General features: G+C 63.5%; 19 protein-coding genes. 10 read left to right on the top strand and 9 right to left on the bottom strand.

All coding sequences use genetic code 11. From position 1 onward, the window contains the following. Positions 1-184: 184 nt before the first annotated feature. The gene (gene uppS, locus AB7C87_RS05850; RefSeq protein WP_369728487.1) at positions 185-1,141 is read left to right on the top strand and encodes a polyprenyl diphosphate synthase; all 957 of its coding nucleotides are present in this window, start codon (positions 185-187) and stop codon (positions 1,139-1,141) included. A 108-nt stretch (positions 1,142-1,249) separates the two neighbouring features. On the opposite strand, the gene AB7C87_RS05845 is transcribed toward uppS, so the two are convergent. Together AB7C87_RS05845 and AB7C87_RS05840 are read right to left on the bottom strand one after the other, a co-directional pair. Then, positions 1,250-2,008 carry a hypothetical protein gene (locus AB7C87_RS05845; protein ID WP_369728486.1) on the bottom strand — a complete coding sequence of 253 codons (759 nt, stop codon included), beginning with the start codon at positions 2,006-2,008 and terminating at the stop codon, positions 1,250-1,252. A 148-nt stretch (positions 2,009-2,156) separates the two neighbouring features. Then, positions 2,157-2,762, bottom strand: a complete 606-nt coding sequence (locus AB7C87_RS05840) for an undecaprenyl diphosphate synthase family protein (protein WP_369728485.1) — start codon at positions 2,760-2,762, stop codon at positions 2,157-2,159. A gap of 165 nt (positions 2,763-2,927) precedes the next feature. On the opposite strand from AB7C87_RS05840, the gene AB7C87_RS05835 reads away from it, so the two are divergent. After that, positions 2,928-4,259, top strand: a complete 1,332-nt coding sequence (locus AB7C87_RS05835; RefSeq protein ID WP_369728484.1) for a DUF92 domain-containing protein — start codon at positions 2,928-2,930, stop codon at positions 4,257-4,259. Between the two features lie 18 nt (positions 4,260-4,277). Here AB7C87_RS05835 and dnaG read toward each other — a convergent pair whose 3' ends face one another. Together dnaG and AB7C87_RS05825 are read right to left on the bottom strand one after the other, a co-directional pair. Then, positions 4,278-5,630 carry a DNA primase DnaG gene (gene dnaG / locus AB7C87_RS05830; protein WP_369728483.1) on the bottom strand — a complete coding sequence of 451 codons (1,353 nt, stop codon included), beginning with the start codon at positions 5,628-5,630 and terminating at the stop codon, positions 4,278-4,280. A 117-nt stretch (positions 5,631-5,747) separates the two neighbouring features. Further along, positions 5,748-6,791, bottom strand: coding sequence for an ArsR/SmtB family transcription factor (locus AB7C87_RS05825; protein ID WP_369728482.1), 1,044 nt, complete (start codon positions 6,789-6,791; stop codon positions 5,748-5,750). 157 nt (positions 6,792-6,948) lie between these two features. On the opposite strand from AB7C87_RS05825, the gene AB7C87_RS05820 reads away from it, so the two are divergent. The 3 genes from AB7C87_RS05820 (at position 6,949) to AB7C87_RS05810 (ending at position 9,546) form a co-directional block, all read left to right on the top strand. Then, complete coding sequence (locus AB7C87_RS05820; RefSeq protein WP_369728481.1) at positions 6,949-7,236, top strand: DUF3311 domain-containing protein; 288 nt, start codon at positions 6,949-6,951, stop codon at positions 7,234-7,236. Further along, complete coding sequence (locus tag AB7C87_RS05815) at positions 7,233-8,711, top strand: sodium:solute symporter family protein (protein WP_369728480.1); 1,479 nt, start codon at positions 7,233-7,235, stop codon at positions 8,709-8,711. The genes AB7C87_RS05820 and AB7C87_RS05815 overlap by 4 nt, the downstream gene beginning before the upstream one ends. Positions 8,712-8,910: 199 nt before the next feature. Next, positions 8,911-9,546, top strand: coding sequence for a DUF6517 family protein (locus AB7C87_RS05810; protein WP_369728479.1), 636 nt, complete (start codon positions 8,911-8,913; stop codon positions 9,544-9,546). Between the two features lie 56 nt (positions 9,547-9,602). On the opposite strand, the gene speB is transcribed toward AB7C87_RS05810, so the two are convergent. Then, positions 9,603-10,532, bottom strand: coding sequence for an agmatinase (speB, locus tag AB7C87_RS05805; protein ID WP_369728478.1), 930 nt, complete (start codon positions 10,530-10,532; stop codon positions 9,603-9,605). 301 nt (positions 10,533-10,833) lie between these two features. Here speB and AB7C87_RS05800 point away from each other — a divergent pair, with 301 nt between their 5' ends. The 3 genes from AB7C87_RS05800 (at position 10,834) to AB7C87_RS05790 (ending at position 14,153) form a co-directional block, all read left to right on the top strand. After that, positions 10,834-11,112: a hypothetical protein gene (locus AB7C87_RS05800; RefSeq protein ID WP_369728477.1), complete on the top strand. Its 279-nt coding sequence runs from the start codon at positions 10,834-10,836 to the stop codon at positions 11,110-11,112. Next, a complete protein-coding gene (locus AB7C87_RS05795) occupies positions 11,113-12,672 on the top strand; it encodes a sodium:solute symporter family protein (RefSeq protein WP_369728476.1) in 1,560 nt (519 codons plus the stop codon). 308 nt (positions 12,673-12,980) lie between these two features. Then, positions 12,981-14,153 carry an MFS transporter gene (locus AB7C87_RS05790; RefSeq protein ID WP_369728475.1) on the top strand — a complete coding sequence of 391 codons (1,173 nt, stop codon included), beginning with the start codon at positions 12,981-12,983 and terminating at the stop codon, positions 14,151-14,153. Positions 14,154-14,210: 57 nt separating this feature from the next. On the opposite strand, the gene AB7C87_RS05785 is transcribed toward AB7C87_RS05790, so the two are convergent. Both AB7C87_RS05785 and AB7C87_RS05780 read right to left on the bottom strand, forming a co-directional pair. After that, positions 14,211-14,735 carry an Lrp/AsnC family transcriptional regulator gene (locus AB7C87_RS05785; RefSeq protein WP_369728474.1) on the bottom strand — a complete coding sequence of 175 codons (525 nt, stop codon included), beginning with the start codon at positions 14,733-14,735 and terminating at the stop codon, positions 14,211-14,213. Between the two features lie 150 nt (positions 14,736-14,885). Next, the gene (locus AB7C87_RS05780; RefSeq protein ID WP_369728473.1) at positions 14,886-16,226 is read right to left on the bottom strand and encodes an aminotransferase family protein; all 1,341 of its coding nucleotides are present in this window, start codon (positions 16,224-16,226) and stop codon (positions 14,886-14,888) included. A 171-nt stretch (positions 16,227-16,397) separates the two neighbouring features. Between AB7C87_RS05780 and AB7C87_RS05775 the strand changes: the two genes are divergently transcribed. Continuing rightward, the gene (locus AB7C87_RS05775; protein WP_369728472.1) at positions 16,398-17,876 is read left to right on the top strand and encodes a CoA-acylating methylmalonate-semialdehyde dehydrogenase; all 1,479 of its coding nucleotides are present in this window, start codon (positions 16,398-16,400) and stop codon (positions 17,874-17,876) included. 66 nt (positions 17,877-17,942) lie between these two features. Here AB7C87_RS05775 and AB7C87_RS05770 read toward each other — a convergent pair whose 3' ends face one another. Beyond that, a complete protein-coding gene (locus tag AB7C87_RS05770; protein ID WP_369728471.1) occupies positions 17,943-18,566 on the bottom strand; it encodes a zinc ribbon domain-containing protein in 624 nt (207 codons plus the stop codon). 181 nt (positions 18,567-18,747) lie between these two features. On the opposite strand from AB7C87_RS05770, the gene AB7C87_RS05765 reads away from it, so the two are divergent. Then, positions 18,748-19,659, top strand: coding sequence for an HFX_2341 family transcriptional regulator (locus AB7C87_RS05765; RefSeq protein WP_369728470.1), 912 nt, complete (start codon positions 18,748-18,750; stop codon positions 19,657-19,659). Positions 19,660-19,676: 17 nt separating this feature from the next. Here the strand turns inward: AB7C87_RS05765 and AB7C87_RS05760 are convergent, their stop codons facing one another. After that, entirely contained in the window at positions 19,677-20,453 is a 777-nt protein-coding gene (locus AB7C87_RS05760) for a sensor domain-containing protein (protein WP_369728469.1), read from the bottom strand. Positions 20,454-20,551: the final 98 nt, after the last annotated feature.

Raw genomic sequence — 20,551 nt, 5'->3', positions numbered from 1 at the left:
CCCCTCGAGCCGTCGTCTCGCCGCAAGTTGAGTCCGTCGTCTCGATCCGTCCCCGAAACGGTCGACTCGAATGAATTTCACACCGCAGAGAACCGGTAGCGGGGGTGAAAGTGCCTTTCGGTCGGTATCAGTGGCGGAGAGTGACACACAAGACACATAGTCGTTCGTATCCTCACACCGATCGATGAGGCGGTGGCTCCGTCGGCACGTCGATGCGGCCTACGAGCGTCTGCTCTCGCGGGAGATCTCCGGTGCGCCGACACACGTCGCGGTGATCCAGGACGGCAACCGGCGCTACGCCCGCCGCAACGGTGGCGACGCACACGACGGCCATCGCGCCGGCGTCGAGACGACCGAACGGATCCTCGAGTGGTGTCACGACGTCGGCGTCGAGGAACTCACGCTGTATACGTTCTCGACGGAGAACTTCGACCGCCCGGACGAGGAGAACGAGCCGCTGTTCGACCTCCTCTGTGAGAAACTCCGCGAGTTCGCCGACGCCGAGCAGGTCCACGAGAACGGCGTCTGTATCCGCGCGATCGGCGAGACAGAGATGCTCCCCGAACGCGTCCGGGAGGCGGTCACGTACGCCGAACGGCGAACCCGCGAGCACGACCGGTTCGTCCTCAACATCGCGCTCGCCTACGGCGGCCGTTCGCGACTGCTCGAGGCGGCTCGAGACGTCGCCGCGGAGGTCGAGGACGGCGGGATCGACCCCGACGAGATCGACGTCGAGACGATCGAGCGGCGACTCTACGATCGCCCGGTTCGGGACGTGGATCTGATCATCCGTACCGGCGGCGACGAGCGAACCTCGAACTTCCTGCCGTGGCACGCAAACGGCAACGAAGCGGCCGTCTTCTTCTGTACCCCCTACTGGCCGGAGTTCTCGAAGACCGACTTCCTGCGTGGCATCCGAACCTACGAGCACCGCGAGGAATCCTGGCGCCGAACCCGCGCTCGCCGAGCGCTCGCGTTGCTCGCCGCGATGGGCGAATCGGAGCTTCCGGAAGCCCGATCGGTCGTCGAACGGTTCCGCGACTCGTTGGCGACGGCCGAACGCTCGGACCTCGAGGCCATCGAGCGAGCCGACGGCGACGGCGTCGAGGGCATCGACTCGAGCGGACGGGCGGCCGACTGATACGGTTTGGCTGTCCACCGGCAGTGAGTCGCGCCTAAGGCTTTCGGAGGCGGTCGTACAGCGATTCGTGACGACCGTCGACGCGAGGTCCACAGCGGGGAAACGGTATCACAGGAGGAGTAACAACAGCCCGTAGGCGGTCGCACCCGCGGCGAACGGCCAGAACCGGCTCTCTCGCGTCCGGGGGAGTTCGTCCTTGATCGAGTTGAAGACGATACCGCCCGTCAACAGTCCGAGTAGGGTCGTGAACGCGACGTCGCTGATCGCGTACATCGCGCCGATCCCGGCACCGACGACGACCGCACTCGAGAGAATCCACTTCCCGAAGTTGCTGTACAGATCGCGGTGGCGTCGCTCCATCGCTTCGTCGTTGCCGACGACGTGAAGCGCCATGGCGACCCCGAACAGCGCGACGTTGTCGGCACCGGTCTCGCCTCGGACCACTGCGTAGCCGATGAACGCGTTGTAGACGGCGAACGCGCCGACGTGGACCCAGAACACCGGATCGTCGGCGACCGGCCCGAGCCGCCGGCCAAAATCGCGGGACTCCGATACCGCCGCTAGCCGCTCGAGGCCGTAAAACAGTGCGAGGCCGACGAACGCGACGGCGTAGACGTGGTGTGCGCCGAGCGACCAGAGGAGAACCGAAACGCCCTCGAGCGCCTCCTGACGCTCGTCGAGTTCGGGGAGTAGGTGGACGAACGCGTAGACGATCGAGACGCCGCCGGTCAGCGAGAGCAGGCTCCGGCGGGAGAGTCCGGTCGACTCGGGCAGTTCGTCCGGGAGCAGGTGTGCGACCGTAATCGCTCCGACGAGCAGTGCCGCGAGAACCGTCTCGCTTTCGACAAACGACGCGAACGCGACCATCGTTCGTTATCAGTCACCGCGACGGTCACTCCGCCTTACGTTGCACGTGCAAGGGCGGCGGCTCCGATCGGACCGTCGAACCGGTTTGGCTCCCGTCCGAACCGTCGAACCGGTTTGGCTCCCGTCCGAACCGTCGCGATCGGTTCACCTACCGTCCGAACCGTCGCGATCGGTTGCGGTACTCCCTGACGGCGCGCAGGAAGTCCCGCTTTCTGAGATCGCGCCAGTTGACGTCGGTGAAGTACAGTTCCGAGTAGACCGACTGCCAGATCATGAAATCCGAGAGTCGCTCGGCCCCCGTCTTGACGACCAGATCCGGTTCCGAGGGGAAGACGAGGTGTTCCTCGACGCGTTCGTCGTCGATCTCTCCCGGATCGATCTCGTCGGCTTCGACACCTTCGGCGAGCGTCTTGACTGCGCTCGTAAACTCGTGTTTGCCGCCGAGGCCGATCCCGATCTGAATCGGCGCGTCCGCGGGCGTCCGGTCGTCGGGCCCGCGGACGGCGACGTCTCGCGGCGCGTCGATCGCCTCCAGTTCGCGTCGCAACGCCGGAACCGCTTCGGCGTCGAGGACGCTCACGTAAACCGTCACTCGAGACGCGTACTCGAACGCCCACTCGAAGCAGTCGGTGAGCGTCTCGTATCCGTCGTTCTCGAGGAGGTCGCGTTCGGTGATGACGAGGGCGACGTGTTCGGGATCCACTCCATCGTGGCGACGGATGCGATACGTGAGATATCGTTCGTACAGTCCCACGACTGTTCGTTCAGTATCCGAGAGTATACCGGTTCCGGGTCCTGTCCGTCAGCTGATTCGTTTACCGATACGAAGACCGACACCAGACCCGCTGTCGCGGACGAAATCGACCGTGGAGCGTGTTCGGGAACCTTCAAGTAACCACCACAGAAAGACACCGGTACCGTGACAACACCCGTCCGGCGAGCCGCCGTCTTTGCGGCCATCTGTACGCTCTCGCTCGCCGTTCCGCTATTCGGGTCGGTGGTCGGGGCCACCCTCGCCGCGGTCGTGTTACTGGGTGCGTTCGCCGTCACCGACGGTCCGATATTCGACCTCCTCGCTTACCCCGGAGACTACGAGGACAACCGCCTCTACGGGCTGATCACGTTCGTCCTCGCCGGAGTTGCGCTCGGGCTGATCGCCGCGACGTCGTCGATGTCGATCGCCGTCTTCGTCGGAACCGTCTTCCTCATCGGTTACGGCAACCTCGCCGAACAGGTCGCCCGCACGCGAACGGACCACGAGGTCGTCATCGTGATCGTCTTCTGTCTGGGCGCAACGGCCGCGGCCGCGATCGGTCACGCGGGAACGCTCGCGGTCGAGGGCGCCCCCCTCGAGTCCGCGGCTCCGACGATCGTCTTTCTCGCGGCCAGCGGCGCGTTACTCGCCGCTTTGCTCCGGGACGTCCTCTTGTTGTACGACGACCCGATCGTCATGCTCTCGGTCGGACTCCTCCTCTGGCTTCTCGCAGAACTCGAGCCGGCGATCGGCCCGCTCGAGATCGTCGCGGCGCTCGCCGTCACCGTCGCGCTCGGGTACGTCTCCTACGCGCTCGATACGGCGTCGATCGCCGGGATGCTGACCGGCATCCTTCTCGGTCTGGTGACGATCGTCCTCGGCGGCTACGGCTGGTTCGCCGTACTCATCGCCTTCTTCGCACTTGGCGGGCTCTCGACGAAGTTCAAGTACGACCGAAAGGAGGAGATGGGCGTCGCCGAGGACAACGACGGCGCTCGCGGGAGCGGCAACGTCCTCGGCAACGCGGCCGTCGCGCTGGTCGCCGTTCTCGGCTACGCGGCCAGTTCCGCGTCGTTGCTCTCCGATCACATCGCGCCCGTCGTCTTCCTGTTTGCGTTCGCCGGTTCCGTCTCGACCGCGATGAGTGATACGTTCTCGAGCGAGATCGGAAGCGTCTTCGAGACGCCGCGGCTGATCACGACGCTCGAGCCCGTCGAGCCGGGTACCGACGGCGGCGTCACCTGGCAGGGCGAACTCGCCGGGCTGGCGGGTGCGGCCATCGTCGCCGGCATATCCTACGTGTTGTTCCCCGAAGTCGGCGCGGTCGGCGCGGCGATCATCGTCGCCGCCGGCTTCATCGGCATGACCGTCGATAGCCTACTCGGCGCGACGCTCGAGGGAACGGTACTCGGCAATCAGGGCGTCAACTTCCTCGCGACGCTCTCGGGGGCGATCGTCTGTGCACTCCTCGTCCTCTCGTTCGCCGTGATCGGCTGATCGGAGCGGTCGTGGCGTTCAGGACGAGTCGGGGGGCTCCGTGGCAATCTCGTCGATCGCGTAGACACGAACGCCGGTCGGCCGCTTCGTGAACTGCCCGAGTGCTCGAGCGACGATCAACTCGACGCCGCGATCCGACGCAACGTCGAGCAACTGCTGGCCGATGATTCCGTCCAGAATCATCGCCGCGGGCGCCGGATCGACCGCCTCGAGGGTTTCGTCGGCCGCGCTCACGTCGGCTTCGTCGATCGTCTCGCCGTCGTCGTCGAGGAACCGAACTCGGTCGGTTCCCGCGCGGACGATCTCGCTCGCGTGCTCGTAGACGCTGACCACCTCGTCGTCCTCGGTTGGTTTCGATTCGGAGCCGGCGGTTCCCGACTCGGACGCCCCGTCGGCCGGATGCGGCGACGTCTGCGATCGCTTCGCCGGTTTGGCCTCGGCCACGGAGGAGTCGTCGTTCGATTCCTCGTCGATCGACGGCGGAGAGACGGTTCGCGAGTCGGAGGGTGCCGGTGCGGGCGTCGCGCTCCCATCGGTCGCGGCGACCGCCTCGCGCGGTTCGTTGAGTTCCGAGACGTTATCGTAGGGAACTTTGTTTCGCAGGGCGGCAAAGAGCTGGTGGTGGTCGAGTTCCTCGACGGACTCGCCTGCGGGCGCGAACGCGACGTAGTCGATGTCCCCGACCTGGGAGAGCTCTTCCAGAATGAGGTCGCCGCCGCGGTCGCCATCGAGGAAGGCGGTGACCGTGCGGTGGCGGGTAAGCTCTGCCACCGCGTCGGGGACGTTCGTTCCCTCGACCGCGATGGCGTTTTTGACGCCGTACTTGAGCAGGGTGAGAACGTCCGACCGACCCTCGACGATGATGATCGCGTCGCTGTCGGTCACCCGCGGACCAGCGGGCAGTCCTTCGTACTCGGTGATGTCCTCGACGCGGACGTGCTGGCGAACCTCCGCGAGAATCTCCTCGGAGGTCATCACCGTGTCGTCGAAGCCCGTTCGAAGCAGTTCCTTCGCGCGGTCGACGACGTCCTTTCGTTTCGCCGCGCGGACGTCTTCGATCTCGGTCACCTCGAGGGAGGCACGACAGGGACCGACGCGAGTGATCGTCTCGAGAGAGGCGGCGAGCGTGGCGGTTTCGACCTTGTCGAGGCTCGTCGCGATCGTGAGGTGACCGCTCGAGGTTCCTTTCGTGCTCGCGATTTCGACGTCGATGCGGCCGACCTTCTGTGACTGACGGAGGTCGCGGAGGTCGAGTTCGTCGCCGAGTAAGCCCTCGGTCTGCCCGAAGATGGCGCCGACGACGTCGCTCCGCTCGACGACCCCGTCAGCCGTAACGTTTGCGTGAATGAGGTATTTGGTCGTGTCTTCCATTGGAGATCTGTCCCCGGAAGGGGAGCGGTGACGCAGATGTTGCGTACAGAGACCGGTTTGTGTAGAATATAGTGCGTGAGAGCCAAATAGCTGTTGACGTTCGAAAGAAACCAGGTATCAGTACGACGGTTGGGACCAGTACCAGTAGGCCGTTATCGCGAGCAACACGACCAGGCCGCCGAGGAAAAAGAGCAATCCCGGCGGCACGGTTCCGACGACCGCATCGGTCGCCTCTGCCCCGCCGTCGACCATGTATTGACCGTCGTCAGCCGGCGGTTCGGCTCCTCCGTCGAACTCTGTACTTTCTCCATCGTCGGTCCGGGCGTCCGCGTCGTCGTCCACAGCGAGGTCTTCTGATTCGTCCGTGGCGACGTCGTCGAGCGAGTCATCCTCGGGGGTCTCGTCAGGTGAATCGTCCTCGGCGACCGCTTCGGCCGAGAGCTCGTCGTCTTCGTCGTCACCATCGTCGACGTCGGCGGCGTCCAGTTCGTCCTCCTCCGCGTCCACCGGTTCGTCTTCGGAGGGCGCATCCTCCACGGATTCGTCTTCGGGGGGTGTGTCATCCGTGGGTTCGTCTCCTGGGGGTGGGTCCGCCGTCTCGTCGACCGAGTCGTCCGCAGCGGCGTATCCGTTGGCCGCGTCTTCGTCCGCATCTGCTCCTGCAGGCGCCGAGTCTCCGTTACCTAGGGGAGCCGATTCGTCGGCCGCGATCCCGGACGATCCGAACCATCGACTCACGCCGTACTGGACGAGGAGACTCCCGCCGGCGAGCGCGCCGATCCCGCCGATCAGCCGCGAGATTGCCGTCTTCAACTGCGAGGCCGTCGACTCGTCGCTCGTCACGATCAACGGCCCGTCCGTGGTTCCGTAGACGCTCATCTCGTTGCCCCGCGAGGAGTACCACGTATCGACGACCTCGATGAGTCCGGCGTCCTCCAAGTTTTCGAGGTGGTACCGAACGTTCTGGATCGAGGAGTCGATCGCGTCGGCGACGTCACTGGGCGTCCCCGGCTCGTCGTCGAGGTGGGCGTAAATCCGTCGGGCGGTCGTCGAGGAGAGCGCACTGAACACCGCGTCGGCGTCTTCCCCCTCGAGGTCGACGACGCGGGGTGTGCCGTCCCGTGCGGTCGTCTCGGAACGGAATGGGAACAGACGGGCCATGTCGGCTTCGGCTGTCAGTCTCTGTCCGAACCCTATACGCTTTTTCCTACGTGAAAGACCGATTTTAGCTACTGTCTGGCGAGCGGTTCAGTACCGTTCGCTCTCGGGACGGCCATCGAACGAAACGGTTACACGCGGCTGGTACCGACCGGCCGACATGCGCCGACGAGAACTGTGGGGGTGGATCGCCGTCGCGGTCGTCCTCTCCGCGCTCGCGATTCCGTGGTTTCTGTGGGGTGACGACACGCTGGTCGCGGGAGTTCCGCTGTGGCTCTGGTGGCACGTCGGCTGGATGGGACTCACCTCGATCGTCTTCTGGCTGTTCGCCCAGCGAGCCTGGGGCATCGGCATCGAATCCGGGTCGGTGTCCGATCGGCCGGGTGCGAGCGATCCTGCTGGTGGCGAACGCGCCTCGAGTCCGACCGTCGGAGGTGACGATCGGTGACGCTCGAGATCCAACTCGGGATCATCGTCGGCTACCTGATTTTAGCGCTCGCCGTCGGCCTCGTCGCCTACCGGATGACCGACCGCACCGCGGAGGACTTCTACCTCGCGAGCCGGACGTTCGGAACCGTCGTGCTTCTCTTTACGACGTTCGCGACGCTCCTGTCGGCGTTTACCTTCTTCGCCGGTCCGAACGTCGCCTACCACGAGGGGCCGGAGTGGGTACTCGTCATGGGCCTGATGGACGGCATCATCTTCGCGATTCTCTGGTACGTCATCGGCTACAAACAGTGGCTTCTCGGTCGGCAATACGACTACGTCACCCTCGGGGAGATGCTCGGCGATCGCTTCGCCTCGCGGTGGCTCCGCGGCCTCGTCGCCGGCGTCAGCCTCGTCTGGCTCTTTCCGTACGTCATGCTCCAGCAGGTCGGCGCCGGCACCGCCCTCGAGGCGCTGACCGAAGGGGCACTCCCCTACGCCGTCGGCGCGGGGCTGATTACGGCCTTTATGATCCTCTACGTCGTCGTCGCCGGCATGCGCGGCATCGCCTGGACCGACACCCTCCAGGGCGCGTTCATGCTCGTCACGACCTGGGTCGCGATGCTCTGGGTGCTCGCCGTTGTCGGCGGCCCGGGAGCGGCCACCGCGGCCCTCGAGGCGGAGGCGGCCCACCACCTTGCGCTCGGGAGCAATCACTACACGGCTCAGTGGATGCTCTCGACGGCGATCGTGATCGGCTTCGGCGTCGCGATGTTCCCCCAGGTCAACCAGCGCTTTTTCGCCGCCGGCTCGAGGACGGTACTGAAGCGGTCCTTCGCGCTCTGGCCGATCCTCTGCGTGTTGCTGTTCGTCCCCTCGTTCATGCTCGGCGCGTGGGCGCGCGGGCTCGACGTGACGGTCCCCGAAGGCGGCAACGTCCTCCCGGCGGTGCTCGCCGAGTACACGCCGGTCTGGTTCGCCGCGCTCGTCATCGCCGGCGCGATGGCCGCGATGATGTCTTCCTCGGACTCGATGTTGCTGTCCGGCTCGTCGTACTTTACGCGCGATCTCTACCGGCCGACGCTCGGGTTTTTCGACCGGGACGTCTCCGAACGCCGCGAGGACCTGATCGCCCGCGGCGGCGTCGTGGTCTTCGCGACCGCCGCATTCGCCGCGAGCCTCTTCAACCCCGCCACGCTGTTCGAACTCGGCGACGCCGCTTTCAGCGGCTTCGCCCAGCTTGCCCTTCCCGTCATGGTCGCCCTTTACTGGCGAAAGACGACGCGAGCCGGCATCACGGCGGGAATCCTCTCGAGTCAGCTGTTTTATCTCTCGAGTCTGTTCGTCGCCGCCGTTCCGGCGACCTACGGCGGGTGGACCGCAGGCTTGGTGGGGATGGGAATTGGGCTCGTCGCGACCGTCGGTGTCTCGCTCGTGACCTCCCCCGCGGCCGACGAGCGTCGGTCGATCTACTTCGACGGGCTTCGCGCGGATTGATACGGTTTGCTGTAACGATTTACCGGTGCGACCGCAGGACGGGTCGCGGTCGCACCGGAAATGACTGACAGCAGACCGTATGAACCGCACAGTTCACCGGTCCGGTTCGATTCGCGACGACTCGCCGGCGCCGAGTGATCCGCCACCGACCGGCCCGAACATCGCCAGATCGAAAACCCGTCCACACGTAGCGGGGCCGATGACCGATCTGCCGGAGCCGTTGGCCGAACGCTGGACGACGCTCGGGACGCGCGTCGGAGAGACGAGCGTCCTGATCGTCTCCATCACCGCAGAGACGACGCTGTACGAACCCGTCGACCCGTCGCCGCTCGCCGACGCCGTGGCGACCGACCTCCCACCCCGCTTGCTGTTCGCGGTGGACCTCGAGTTCTCGCCACCGCTGTCGTCGGTCGGCGTCTCCCCCGAGTCGGTTCACTCGAAAGCCGCATCGACGGCACGAGACCAGTTCGTCGACATGATAGCGGACGCCGGCGTGGAAGTCGACGGCGTCCGCGACGAACTCGAGTTCGACGGACCGGAGGGCACGGCGGGGACCTGGTCGGTTCTCGACGTCACGTATCCAGTCGACGCGGATCGGCCCGACGATGAGACGAATCGGATCGCTGGCGAGACAGACGGGATTCCGGCCGAGGCCCACGTCGCCGTCTGGCCAGCGGGGACGACGTTCGGGGTTGCCGGCGGGACGCTCCCGCTCGAGTCCCTCGACGATTCGGGATCGCTCGACGACCGCTCCGACGCCGAACTCGAGCGCGACCGGGAACGGGTTTCGACGCTCGTCCGGAAACTCGATCTCGACGGCGACGAGGGTGAATAACAGACGGCCGTTTCGTCGTTGTCGAACTGTGTGACCCTGTGCGAGGGAGCCGTCGATTACTCGGTCCCGTCGAGTGCCGCACACAGCGCTTCGAACATCACGTTCGCCGCGAGAATAGCGGTCGTTCCAGCAGGATCGTAGGCGGGTGCCACTTCGACGAGGTCGAATCCGACGAGGTCGACGCCGTGAAGCGCTCGAGTCAAGCGGAGGATCTCCCGCGAGCTCAGTCCGCCGGGCATGGGAGTCCCCGTTCCGGGTGCGAACGCGGGGTCGACGACGTCGATATCGATCGTCGCGAACGCTGGACCGGTCACTCTGTCGTGGATGCGCTCGCCCAGCGAGTCGAACCCTCGAGACGCGGCCTCGTCGGTCGTGACGTACTCGATGCCGGAGTCTTCGATGAGATCGACGTCGTCCGCGCCGTAGAGACCGCCACGGTCGCCGATTCGGATCGACGACTCGGGATCGATCAGCCCTTCCTCGATCGCCGTGTGGACTGTCGTCCCGTGGTTGTGTTCCTTTCCGAAGTATTCCGTCCAGAGGTCAGAGTGAGCGTCGAACTGGACGAGCGATACTGGACCGTGTTGCTCTGCGACGGCCCGCAACACGGGTAACGTCGTCGAGTGGTCGCCGCCGGCGATCGCGGGAATCGTCTCCGACTCGAGGACGTATCCGACACGCTCTTCGATCTCGGCAAACGTCTCCTCGATATATCCGGGTACCACCGGAACGTCGTCGTGGTCGACGATCGAATACTCCTGTAGGTTCGTCTCCGTAATCGGGTTGTACGGCTTGAGTAGCGTCGACGCTTCGCGGATCGCCCTCGGACCGAACCGAGCGCCGGTGCGGTACGTCGTCGCGTCGTCGAATGGAATACCGAGAAAGGCCGCGTCGGCGTCGGTTTCCTCGAGTAGGTCGTACGTGTGTGGCATCCGCATAAACGAGGATACTCCTGCAAACCGCGGGACGTCCTGCGGGTCGATCATCGTCCACCACACTCATTTGAATATTTTCCAACCCTTGTCTCGTTCACGCCTCGATTCGGATTGGGCCGGTTAGATCGGCCATTAGGGTCCGTTTGCATACTGTCGAGATAGTTGGGAAACGTGGTTGATTAATCTTTGTATTATGTCGATACAGTCGAATTATATGGAAAAATACGCAACGTAGCGTTCCGTCAATCCTACTCGAATACAACTGGTACATAATTCTACACTCTCCGCTCAATTTTGAGAAACTATCCTGAATAACCAGATTTATATGGAAATAGTAGCAAACCGGAATAGTATGTCAGAGGGGCACAAACGCAACGGAAAGGCGACGATTGGTCGGGGGTGGGTCGGATTCACCGTTCTAACCAACCTCATACTGATCGGCTATTTGTACTACTATCAGCAACCGACGGGAACCATCGTCGGTCTCCCGGAACCATTCGTCGTCCTGATCGCACTGTTGACGTTCATCGTCGCCGCAAACTCGGTCCTCGCGTGGCTCTACCTCGGGAAACCGGACCTGCGGGAGATCTTCACGCAACCGAAACCGGCCGAGACGCCGGAGGGGAAATAGATGTCGACGTGGATCTACGTCGGTCTGGGCCTGACCGGTGTCTACCTGGTCGGGTTATTCGTCCTCTCGATGTACGGAAACCGACTGACCGACGTCGGCGTCAGCGATTACTTCGTCGCGAACGGATCGCTGAGTAGCATCGTCATCTTCCTGACGATGATCGCCTCGGCGTTTTCGGCGTACACGTTCCTCGGCGGTGGCGGGATCGCCTACGATCTCGGGATCGCCGGACTCGTGATCATCGGAGCCATCGTCGTCACCGACTTCCCGATCATCGTCATGCTCGGCGAGAAGATCTGGAAGATCAGTAAGACCGGCAAAGACTACGTCACGCCGGCCGACCTCTTCGCCGATCGATACGGCGGGAGTACGTTGGTTCGCGTGCTGGTCGCGCTCATCGCCGTCGGCTTTACGATGTTCTACGTGACCATCCAGTTCACCGGGATGGGACTCGTGCTCAACGTGTTGACCGACGGCCTGATCTCGCGTGAAGCGGCGGCCGTGATCATCGGTATCGCGATGGCCGCCTACATCGCGATCGGCGGAATGCGCGGCGTCGCATACACCGACGCGCTTCAGGCGGTTTTGCTGTGGGGTGGGATGGTCGCCGTAACGGGATACGTTCTCCTTACGACGCCGTCCGACGTCTACGTAAACGCCGCCCAACAGTTCGACTCCGTCGGACAGGTGACGATGGATCCGCTCTACCTCTACACCGCTGCAGCCGGGTTCGGACTCGCGATTCCGGTTTTCCCCCACATCTGGCAGCGCTACTACTCCTCGAAACGCCAGTCTGCAGTGTGGGCGATGGGATTCGGTGACTCGTTTTCCGCGCTGGTGTTGTTGACGATCTTCCCAGGTCTCATCGCGTTCGCGGGGCTGACCGCCTACTCGGGGCTCGAAAACCCCGATACGGTTATCCTTCAGTACATTCTCGAGATGCCCGGCCCGGTCCTCGGGATTCTGATGGCGGCCGCGGTCGCGGCCGCGATGTCGACCGCCGATACGATGATCCTCATGATGGGATCGATCGTCTCTCGAGACGTCTACGAGGAACTGCTCGCCGCCGATATTTCCGAGCAGAAGCTCTCGCGTAACTCCAAGATCTTCTCCGGGTTGCTCGCGTTGTTGGCACTCGGATTTTCGCTCATCGATCTCGGGTTGCTCGTCGAGGTCGCGATCGACCTTGCGATCCCGGGATACCTGCTGTTGCTCCCACCTGCGATCGCCGCGTTCTGGTGGCCGAGGGCGAACTGGCAGGGAACCGTCGCCGGATTGCTCGTCGGTATCGGGGTCATCTGGTACTACTCGCTGACGGGTGCCGCGATTCCACTCGGCCTGTGGATCGGTGTGCCGGGTCTGATCGCTTCCGCGGTCGTTCTCGTCGCCGTCTCGTTGGTTACCGCCAAACCCGACGAAGACCGCGTCAACGAGTTCGTCTACGAACTCCGTGAGTATTCGGCGAAAGAACTCGAAGAGACACAGGGTACTTCGACACCGATGGACGAACCGTCGGTTCCGACGGGTACCGGACGGGCTGGAGAGAGCGAAGACGACTGATACGGATTACTGTCCCGATGGACCGGCGGTGAGTCGAGCCGTGTGAGACGAGTCTCGGTGGAGGAGTGTAGCGAGTCAACCGTTGCAACCGCGACCCGGGCGGTGGTTGCGCCGGAACTGACTGACAGTATACCGTACGAGACGGAGTGGAGGTCGGATCTCCGAGCCAATCCCGGACCGTTCGGGCGTCTCAGTAACGAGGGCCGACAGTTCCTCCGAGCACCGATTCGTGCTAGCCTGCTCGAAATAGCGCGCACCATGCTAAGAGAACGGATACACCGAGATCAGAACCGGCGAACCTCGATGGGATGAGTTGGCAGTACCGGCATACGGTTTTGGTACACTGTACGCTCGCGTTTTTCGCGACGATGGTCGGTCGGGTCGCGATCAGTCCGATCGTTCCGTCGATTACGAACGAGTTTACCGTTTCGAATACGCTCATCGGCGCTTCGCTCACGGGAATGTGGCTCTCGTATGCACTCGTTCAGTATCCGAGCGGGATTCTCGCAACCCGCTACGGAGAGCGCCGGATCATCCTCCTCTCGATCGGCGGAACCGGAATCGCCTGTCTCGTAATCGCGACGGCACCGCATTTCGCGATTTTTTTCGGTGGAACGGTTCTGCTGGGCGCCATCACGGGATTACACTTCAGCGTCGCGACGGCGATGATCACGCGTTCGTTCGACCGGATCGGGACGCCGATCGCGATCCACAACGCCGGCGGCCCAATCGCTGGCCTGTGTACCCCGATCGCCGTCTCGTGGATCGCCGTTCGTTACGGGTGGCGCCCCGCCATTGCGGCGACGGGATTCGTCGCAGTGGTCGTGTTCGTCCTGTTCGCTGCAAGCGTCCGCTCGAACGGGCCCCGGAGCCCGGATCTATCCCTTGCCAAACAGTTTCGGCTACGCCCGCTTTTTGCGGTGCTTTCCCGCCCGCCGATCGCGTTTACGAGCGTCGTCGCGATTCTCGCCGAGTTCGTCTGGAACGCCCTGATTTCGTTTTTACCGACGTTTCTCATCGTTTACCGCGGTTACTCTCCGACCGAATCGGGAGTGTTGTTCGCTCTCTACTTCCTCACGCTGGGTACCCTCCAGATCGGCGTCGGTTCGCTCTCCGATCGGTACGGCCGAAACGTCGCCACCGGGACGTGTATGATCGCGGCGATCGCCGGACTCGCGATACTCCTGGCCCTCCCGGGAATCGCCGCCGCCGTGACCGGAATCGTGCTTCTCGGGTTCGGAATGGGGTGGGGCGCATCCGTGTTCCCGCAGTTTATGGATCACCTCTCCGAGTCCGAACGCGAGACCGGGTTCGGACTCGTTCGGACCGTTTACCTCGTCATCGCCTCGTCGGGATCGCTCGCACTCGGCATCCTCGCCGACCAGTTCGGATGGGGAGTCTCCTTCGGTGCGTTGATCGCGTCGCTCGTCGTCGTTTGCTGTCTCCTCCTCGCAAACTGGATCCGCGGAACTGGGTACTGATACCGACTACCGCCGTCAGTTCCGATGTCACCGCGAGGGGCGTACACGTGGCGAGAATCAGCGCTTCGACGCGTCGAGTACCGCCTGGCGAGCCTCGTCCGTGAGGTTTGAGACGAGCGAACTGTCCGCGTCGAACTCCTGCATTACGAACTTCGACGACGTTTCGTTGACGCCCTCGAGGGCGACGATCTGGTCGATGAGATCGTTCAACTGATCCCTGGTCTGGACGCGGCTGACGACCACGAAGTCGACGTCGCCCATCGTGTAGTAGACTCGCTCGACGCCCGCGAGTTCGTTCAGCTCCTCGCCGATGTTCTCCGAGTACCCGCTCTCGTGGGTCACGGAGACGTCGGTGATGGCCACCATCTCGAGTCCGAACGCGAGCGGGTCGACGTCTGCACTTACACCCTTGATCACGCCGCTGTCTTTGAGTTTGTTCAGTCGGTAGTGGACGGCGGATTTCGAGAGATCGAGTTCGTCGGCCAGCGTCTCGAGGCTGACGTCGAAATCCTCTTCGACCCGTCCGATGATCGCGAGATCCGTTTCGTCCAGTTTCTGTCGGGTGTGAAGTGTACTTTCCATGATAGCTCGTACGGCGGTCTGGCTCAAGAAACTTGTTTCACGGACTCGAGCGACGGCCCGGCTCCGTTCAGACGGCTTACTGTCGATCAGTACCGGTGAGACCGCCGCCCGGGTCGCGATCTCACCGGTACGTCGCGACAGTAATCTGTATCAGTGCTCCATCGCGTCGTCGGAGACCTCGAGGCCGGCGTCGATCGCGTCGACCGCCTCGTCGATCTCGTCTTCCGTGATCGGAAGCGGCGGTGCGATGATCAGCGTGTTGATCATGTTCGCGACGTAGGTGCCTTGGTCTGCGGCCGTCGCCGACACCTCGTCGACGACGGTGGACCCGGGGCTGATCTTGTCCGCTCGCTCGCCGAAGGGGACGCGCTTTTCGGGGTGTTTGGTGAGTTCGATCCCCCTGAACAGCCCGACGCCGCGAGTGTCGCCGACGCTCGGGTGACGATCCGCGAGTTCGTCGATCCGTTCGCCGAGGTAGTCGCCGACCTCGCTCGCCCGTTCGATGAGGTTCTCCTCCTGGTAGATGTCGATCGCCGCACGTCCCGCCGCGACGGCGGCCGGGTGCCCGGCGTACGTGTGGCCGTGACAGAGCATGTTCTCCTCGAAGTGGTCGGCGATCTCCGGGGTGACGATCGTCGCGCCGAGGGGCTGGTACGCGCCGGTCAGTCCCTTCGCCATCGTCATGATGTCGGGTTCGACGTCGAAGACGTCACAGCCGAACCACTCGCCAGTTCGGCCGAACCCAGCCATCACTTCGTCACAGATGAGCAACGCGCCGTGGTCGTGTGCGACCTCCTTGAGCCGCGGAAGGTACTCTTCGGGCGGGACGAGGATTCCGTTCGAGCCGACGATCGGTTCGACGAGGATCGCCGCGACCGTATCCCCCTCGAGTTCGAGCATCTCGTCGATGTACTCGACGCTCTCCATCGGATCGAGCGTCGAGCCGTAGGCGTACGGATCGGGCGCCTTGATCGTCCCCGGAATCCCCGGCTCGGACTCGAGGCGACGGGGGTCGCCGGTGACGCTGATCGAACCGTACGTCGCGCCGTGGTACGAGCGGTAGCGGGAGATGATCTTCTGTTTGCCCGTGTAGAACCGCGCGATCTTGATCGCGGCTTCGACCGCTTCCGTTCCGCTGGTCGAGAGGAACGTCTTCGAGAGCTCACCCGGCGTGACCTCGGCGAGTTTCTCACCGAGTTTCGCGCGGTTTTCCGTGGTGTACCCCGGAGACACGTAGGCGGCTTCCCGCATCTGCTCGTCGACCGCGTCGGCGATCCGATCGGCGCTGTGGCCGAGGTTCGAGCACATGAGTTGGCTCGAGAAGTCGATGTACTCCTCGCCGTCGGCGGTGGTAAACCGGACGCCGTCAGCATCGACGACCTGCGTTGGACTGACCTCCTTCTGGTACGACCAGGTCCCGAATACGTGCTCTTTGTCCACTCGTTCGATATCGTTCAACCCGTCACCAGCCGCGGATTCCTGTTTCGCCATCCTCACTGTACAACTTCTACATCTGTGTTGATTAATCTTTGGACTAAATCAGAATTAGTGGCACATAGTGTACCCACACGACCAAATTTGAGAATTTGTTCTACAATATCTATCCGGACAGGATATTTTTGAAAGGACTTATTGCCGGCGAGAGTGAAATTCGATCGTCCAATGACACTCGAGACGACCCCCCCGTGGGATGACGTACAGAACTACATCGACGGCGACTGGCAGGCACCGTCGAGCGACGAGGGACAGGACGTCGTCGATCCGGCGACGGGAGAAGCGATCTCGTACGTCGGATTTAGTTCGTCGGACGACGTCGACTCCGCCGTGAGCGCGGGACAGGCTGCGTTCGAAGAGTGGAGTAACACACCTGTCGAGGAGCGTATTCAGCCGCTGTTCGAACTCAAACAGCTCCTCGAGGATCACCAGGACGAACTCGCGGAGGTCCTCGTCCGGGAACACGGAAAGACGCTCGCGGAGGCGAAAGGTGAACTTCGACGCGGTATCGAGAACGTGGAGGTCGCCTGTGGCATCCCCTCGATGATGCAGGCTGGTCACCTCCCTAACGCGGCTCCCGACATCGACGAGACTGCGATTCGCAAGCCACTGGGCGTCTTTACGGCGATCACGCCGTTTAACTTCCCAGGCATGATTCCGCTCTGGTTTCTCCCCTACGCGGTCGCGACGGGGAACGCATTCATTCTCAAACCGAGCGAACAGGACCCGGTCGTCGCACAGCGGCTGTTCGAACTGATCGACGAGGCGGGATTCCCTGACGGCGTCGTCCAACTCGTCCACGGCGGCGTCGACACCGTCAACGGACTCCTCGATCACGAGGGAATCCAGGGCGCGTCGTTCGTCGGCTCGACGCCGGTCGCGAAGACGGTGTACGAACGCGCCGCGGCGAACGGCAAGCGCGTTCAGGCCCAGGGTGGCGCGAAAAACCACGTCATCGTCACGGAGAGTGCGAACCTCGAGTTCGCCGCGGCGAAGACGGTGTCGTCGGCCTGTGCCTGTGGGGGCGAGCGGTGTCTCGCCAACGACGTCATCGTCGTCGAGGAGGGCGTCTACGACGAGTTCACCGACCTCGTCCTCGAGGAGGCGGCGGCCCAGACCGTCGGCTACGGTCTCGACGACGCCACCGATATCGGCGCGCTGATCACGCCGGAACACGAATCCCGCGTCCGCGATCTGATCGCGAGCGGCGTCGAGGAGGGTGCGGAGTTGCTCCTCGACGGCCGCGACGTGGAGGTCGACGGCTACGAGGACGGGAACTTCCTCGCACCGACCGTCTTCGGCGACGTCGAGCCCGAAATGACGATCGTGCGCGAGGAGATTTTCGGCCCCGTGCTCGGACTGATGGCGGTCGAAGACGTCGACGAGGCGATCGACGTGATGAACCGAAGCGAGTTCGGAAACGCCGCGAGCCTGTTCACCGGAGACGGTGCGGACGCCCGGAAAGTGCGCCACGAGGCGGACGTCGGAAACCTCGGTGTCAACGCGGGGACTGCGGCACCGATGGCCTTCTTCCACTTCGGCGGCCGGAAGGACTCGTTCTTCGGGGACCTTCACGCACAGGGCGAGGACATGATCCACTTCTATACGGACAAAACGATCTACATCGAGCGCTGGCCGGATAGCTGATCGCGAGCGCCTTCGCGTCGTCGCCCGATTTTTGATCGGTCGAACGACGGATCGAACCTCGTCCGATCAGACCGTGATCTCGCCTCGATTGATCTTCGTGGCGGTCTGGTGGGCGTCGTAGATCGTGTAGATACCCACCAGCGGGAAGGTGATAAACCCGATGAGCAGGATGATGAGCATCGCGTTGAAAAACTGAATCAGGCAGAACGCGAGCCCCTTGCCCACCTGTCCGTTGTACAACTGTCCCGCGCCGGCGGCGAGCGGGAAGAACAGGCCGATAGCCGAAAGCAGTGCGGCGATCGTCGGATCTTTCTCCTGACTCCCGGCCGACTTCCTCCGTTCGACCCCGCAGTGTGGACAGATCCGGGCTTCTTTCTCGATGATCTCGCCACAACTCGAGCAATACTGCTCGTCCGGTCGCGGCCGCGAATCGTCGCTCGCTCCAACGGCGGCGTCCGCTCGAGGTTCGGATTCACCGCCGTCTACGGAGTCTGTGCCGGCGAAACCGGAATCGTCACGGTCGTTTTCGTCGGTCCGGGGTGGCCACCCCGCGTCGTCTCCCGAATCGACGGCGTCGCTCGAGGTGGAATCTCCGCCCCAGGCCGGTTCGCCAGCGTCGTCGGTCGCCGATTCCTCCTCGGATTCTCCGTTCTCCGTCACCCCCCATCGGTCGTCTTCGTCGTCTGTCATCCTCGCTCGAGAGTACCCGGCGACACGGTCATGAAGGTTCGCCAGAACAGATATACGGCGCCATCTCTGCCAGCTCGAGGCGGTTCCCGGTTGGGGCCCGACGGCGAAACGACCGGGACCTCCGGTCTCGACGGAGACGCGACTGGAGGGAATATATTACCCCTCCGACGAACTAACGGGTATGCAAACGCACATCGTCCCGGTCGGCTTCGACTACGACCGGCTGATCGCGCCGCTGGTCCGCGATCAGATCGACGTCGACAGCGTCATCCTCTTAGAGGGCGCGGTCGGGAGCGAGGCCAACGTCGAGTACTCCCGGCACCTCTCGAAGAAACTCGAGACGGACTTTCGGAACCTGTTGGGCGCGGAGACCGACCGGTTCGTCTTGGAGGACGTCTACGACTACGACGAGGCGTTCGAACAGGCCTACGAACTGATCACGGCCGAACTCGACCGCGGCAACGAAGTGTGGGTCAACGTCGCCGCGATGCCCCGAACGGTGAGCTTCGCCTTCGCGAACGCCGCCCATTCACTGATGGTCGAACGCGAAGAGGACCGCGAACACATCCACACCTACTACACCGCCCCCGAGAAGTACTTAGAGACCGAACTCGCCGAGGAACTGCGCGAACAGATCGCGTTACTCGAGGACGTCGAACGGAAGGGTGACGCAGAAGAGCTTACCGACGACCGGATCGACACTCGCCTCGAGAGCGCTCGAGACCTGCTCGCCGAGTTCGACGAGCGCGGGACGACGATCGGCGCCAAAGAGATCGACGGCCGCCACATCGTCGAGTTGCCGGTCGCCTCCTTCTCGAACGTCAAGCCCTTCGAGGAGCTCATCCTCTACAAACTCGGCGAGGACGGCGAGTTCGCGTCGGTTTCGGAACTCGCCGAGGCGCTCGCGCGCGAACTCAACGAGGAGTACACCGATAGTTTCCGCTCGAAGGTCATCTACAACGTCGACCGCCTGGGGCCGGGCGGAAAGGGCTACATCGAACGGGAAGAACACGGGAAATCCTACCGAACTCGCCTCTCCCGGATCGGCGAACTCTGGGTCCGATCGCACTCGGACAGCGGACTCGACGAGTAGCGAACGGGCGCATCGGGTCAGGAACCGCGTCCGGCGAGTGCGGCGAGTGGATCGAACGCACCCTCGAGCGTCAGCCGAGCGAACCAGGCCCAGAGCCTCGCGAGGGCGTTGAGCACGTGGAACGTGCCCAACACGACGACGACTCCGAGTACCGCGGCGACCAGCGCCTCCGAGAGCGTCGAGATTTCCCAGTAGCCGACCGTGAACACCGCTTCGACGCCGACGAGCAGGTAGTTCCAGCCGAGATACAGCGTCTGGCTGATCTCGGGGGCCCGATCGGAGACCACGCCGACGTAGAGCCCCGGTCGGTCGTAGTAGAAGGGAAGCATCAGCATGCTCGCGCCGGTCGAGAACCCGGTGATCGAGAGCGAGAACGAGACGGTCCCGAGGAAGAACTTCGCGGGGACGTAACACAGCGCCGTCCAGTTTTTCGGGTTGGTGACCAGCGAGACGAGTCGGTCCCGATTGCACTCGCCGTCCGGTTCGACTCTGGGCTCGATCTCGACGCGGAGCATCGTCGTCGTCAGCCAGCGTTCGAAGCCGGCAACGGCGAGCGTCAACGCGAACGTCGCGACGAGAATCGGGATCCCCACGAGGAGGATCGAGAGGCCGAGGCCGAGTGAGACCCCGACCGTGACGAACACGAAGTACGCGAGGCCGAGCGGAAACGCGAGCAACAAATACGCGAGGCTGGCGTAGGTTCGTCGCTCGAATGGAACCATGACGAACCACTTGAGGCCGGCCCCCATCCGCTCGAGGGGGCCGTCGGATCGCGTGGTCGCAGTCTCCGACATCTCGGTGGAGAGTGCCCGGCGCGGCCCGATAAACGTTCGCCTCGAGCGCCACGAGTTGCCCACTTCCGCATTCCGGTCGGTCGACCGACTCCGTAGAC

The sequence above is a fragment of the Natrarchaeobius versutus genome (assembly GCF_041205745.1).
In the GTDB taxonomy this organism is placed as follows: Archaea; Halobacteriota; Halobacteria; order Halobacteriales; family Natrialbaceae; genus Natrarchaeobius; species Natrarchaeobius versutus.
The sequence above is the reverse complement of the archived record's forward strand: the minus strand, read 5'-3'. Positions and strand labels throughout refer to the sequence as shown.

Bases quoted from the DNA above. Each gene is read 5' to 3' on its own strand.
- uppS (WP_369728487.1), top strand. From the start codon at position 185: ATGAGGCGGTGGCTCCGTCGGCACGTCGATGCGGCCTACGAGCGTCTG.
- AB7C87_RS05845 (WP_369728486.1), bottom strand. From the start codon at position 2,008: ATGGTCGCGTTCGCGTCGTTTGTCGAAAGCGAGACGGTTCTCGCGGCA.
- dnaG (WP_369728483.1), bottom strand. From the start codon at position 5,630: ATGGAAGACACGACCAAATACCTCATTCACGCAAACGTTACGGCTGAC.
- AB7C87_RS05825 (WP_369728482.1), bottom strand. From the start codon at position 6,791: ATGGCCCGTCTGTTCCCATTCCGTTCCGAGACGACCGCACGGGACGGC.
- AB7C87_RS05820 (WP_369728481.1), top strand. From the start codon at position 6,949: ATGCGCCGACGAGAACTGTGGGGGTGGATCGCCGTCGCGGTCGTCCTC.
- AB7C87_RS05810 (WP_369728479.1), top strand. From the start codon at position 8,911: ATGACCGATCTGCCGGAGCCGTTGGCCGAACGCTGGACGACGCTCGGG.
- speB (WP_369728478.1), bottom strand. From the start codon at position 10,532: ATGATCGACCCGCAGGACGTCCCGCGGTTTGCAGGAGTATCCTCGTTT.
- AB7C87_RS05800 (WP_369728477.1), top strand. From the start codon at position 10,834: ATGTCAGAGGGGCACAAACGCAACGGAAAGGCGACGATTGGTCGGGGG.
- AB7C87_RS05795 (WP_369728476.1), top strand. From the start codon at position 11,113: ATGTCGACGTGGATCTACGTCGGTCTGGGCCTGACCGGTGTCTACCTG.
- AB7C87_RS05790 (WP_369728475.1), top strand. From the start codon at position 12,981: ATGAGTTGGCAGTACCGGCATACGGTTTTGGTACACTGTACGCTCGCG.
- AB7C87_RS05785 (WP_369728474.1), bottom strand. From the start codon at position 14,735: ATGGAAAGTACACTTCACACCCGACAGAAACTGGACGAAACGGATCTC.
- AB7C87_RS05780 (WP_369728473.1), bottom strand. From the start codon at position 16,226: ATGGCGAAACAGGAATCCGCGGCTGGTGACGGGTTGAACGATATCGAA.
- AB7C87_RS05775 (WP_369728472.1), top strand. From the start codon at position 16,398: ATGACACTCGAGACGACCCCCCCGTGGGATGACGTACAGAACTACATC.
- AB7C87_RS05770 (WP_369728471.1), bottom strand. From the start codon at position 18,566: ATGACAGACGACGAAGACGACCGATGGGGGGTGACGGAGAACGGAGAA.
- AB7C87_RS05765 (WP_369728470.1), top strand. From the start codon at position 18,748: ATGCAAACGCACATCGTCCCGGTCGGCTTCGACTACGACCGGCTGATC.
- AB7C87_RS05760 (WP_369728469.1), bottom strand. From the start codon at position 20,453: ATGTCGGAGACTGCGACCACGCGATCCGACGGCCCCCTCGAGCGGATG.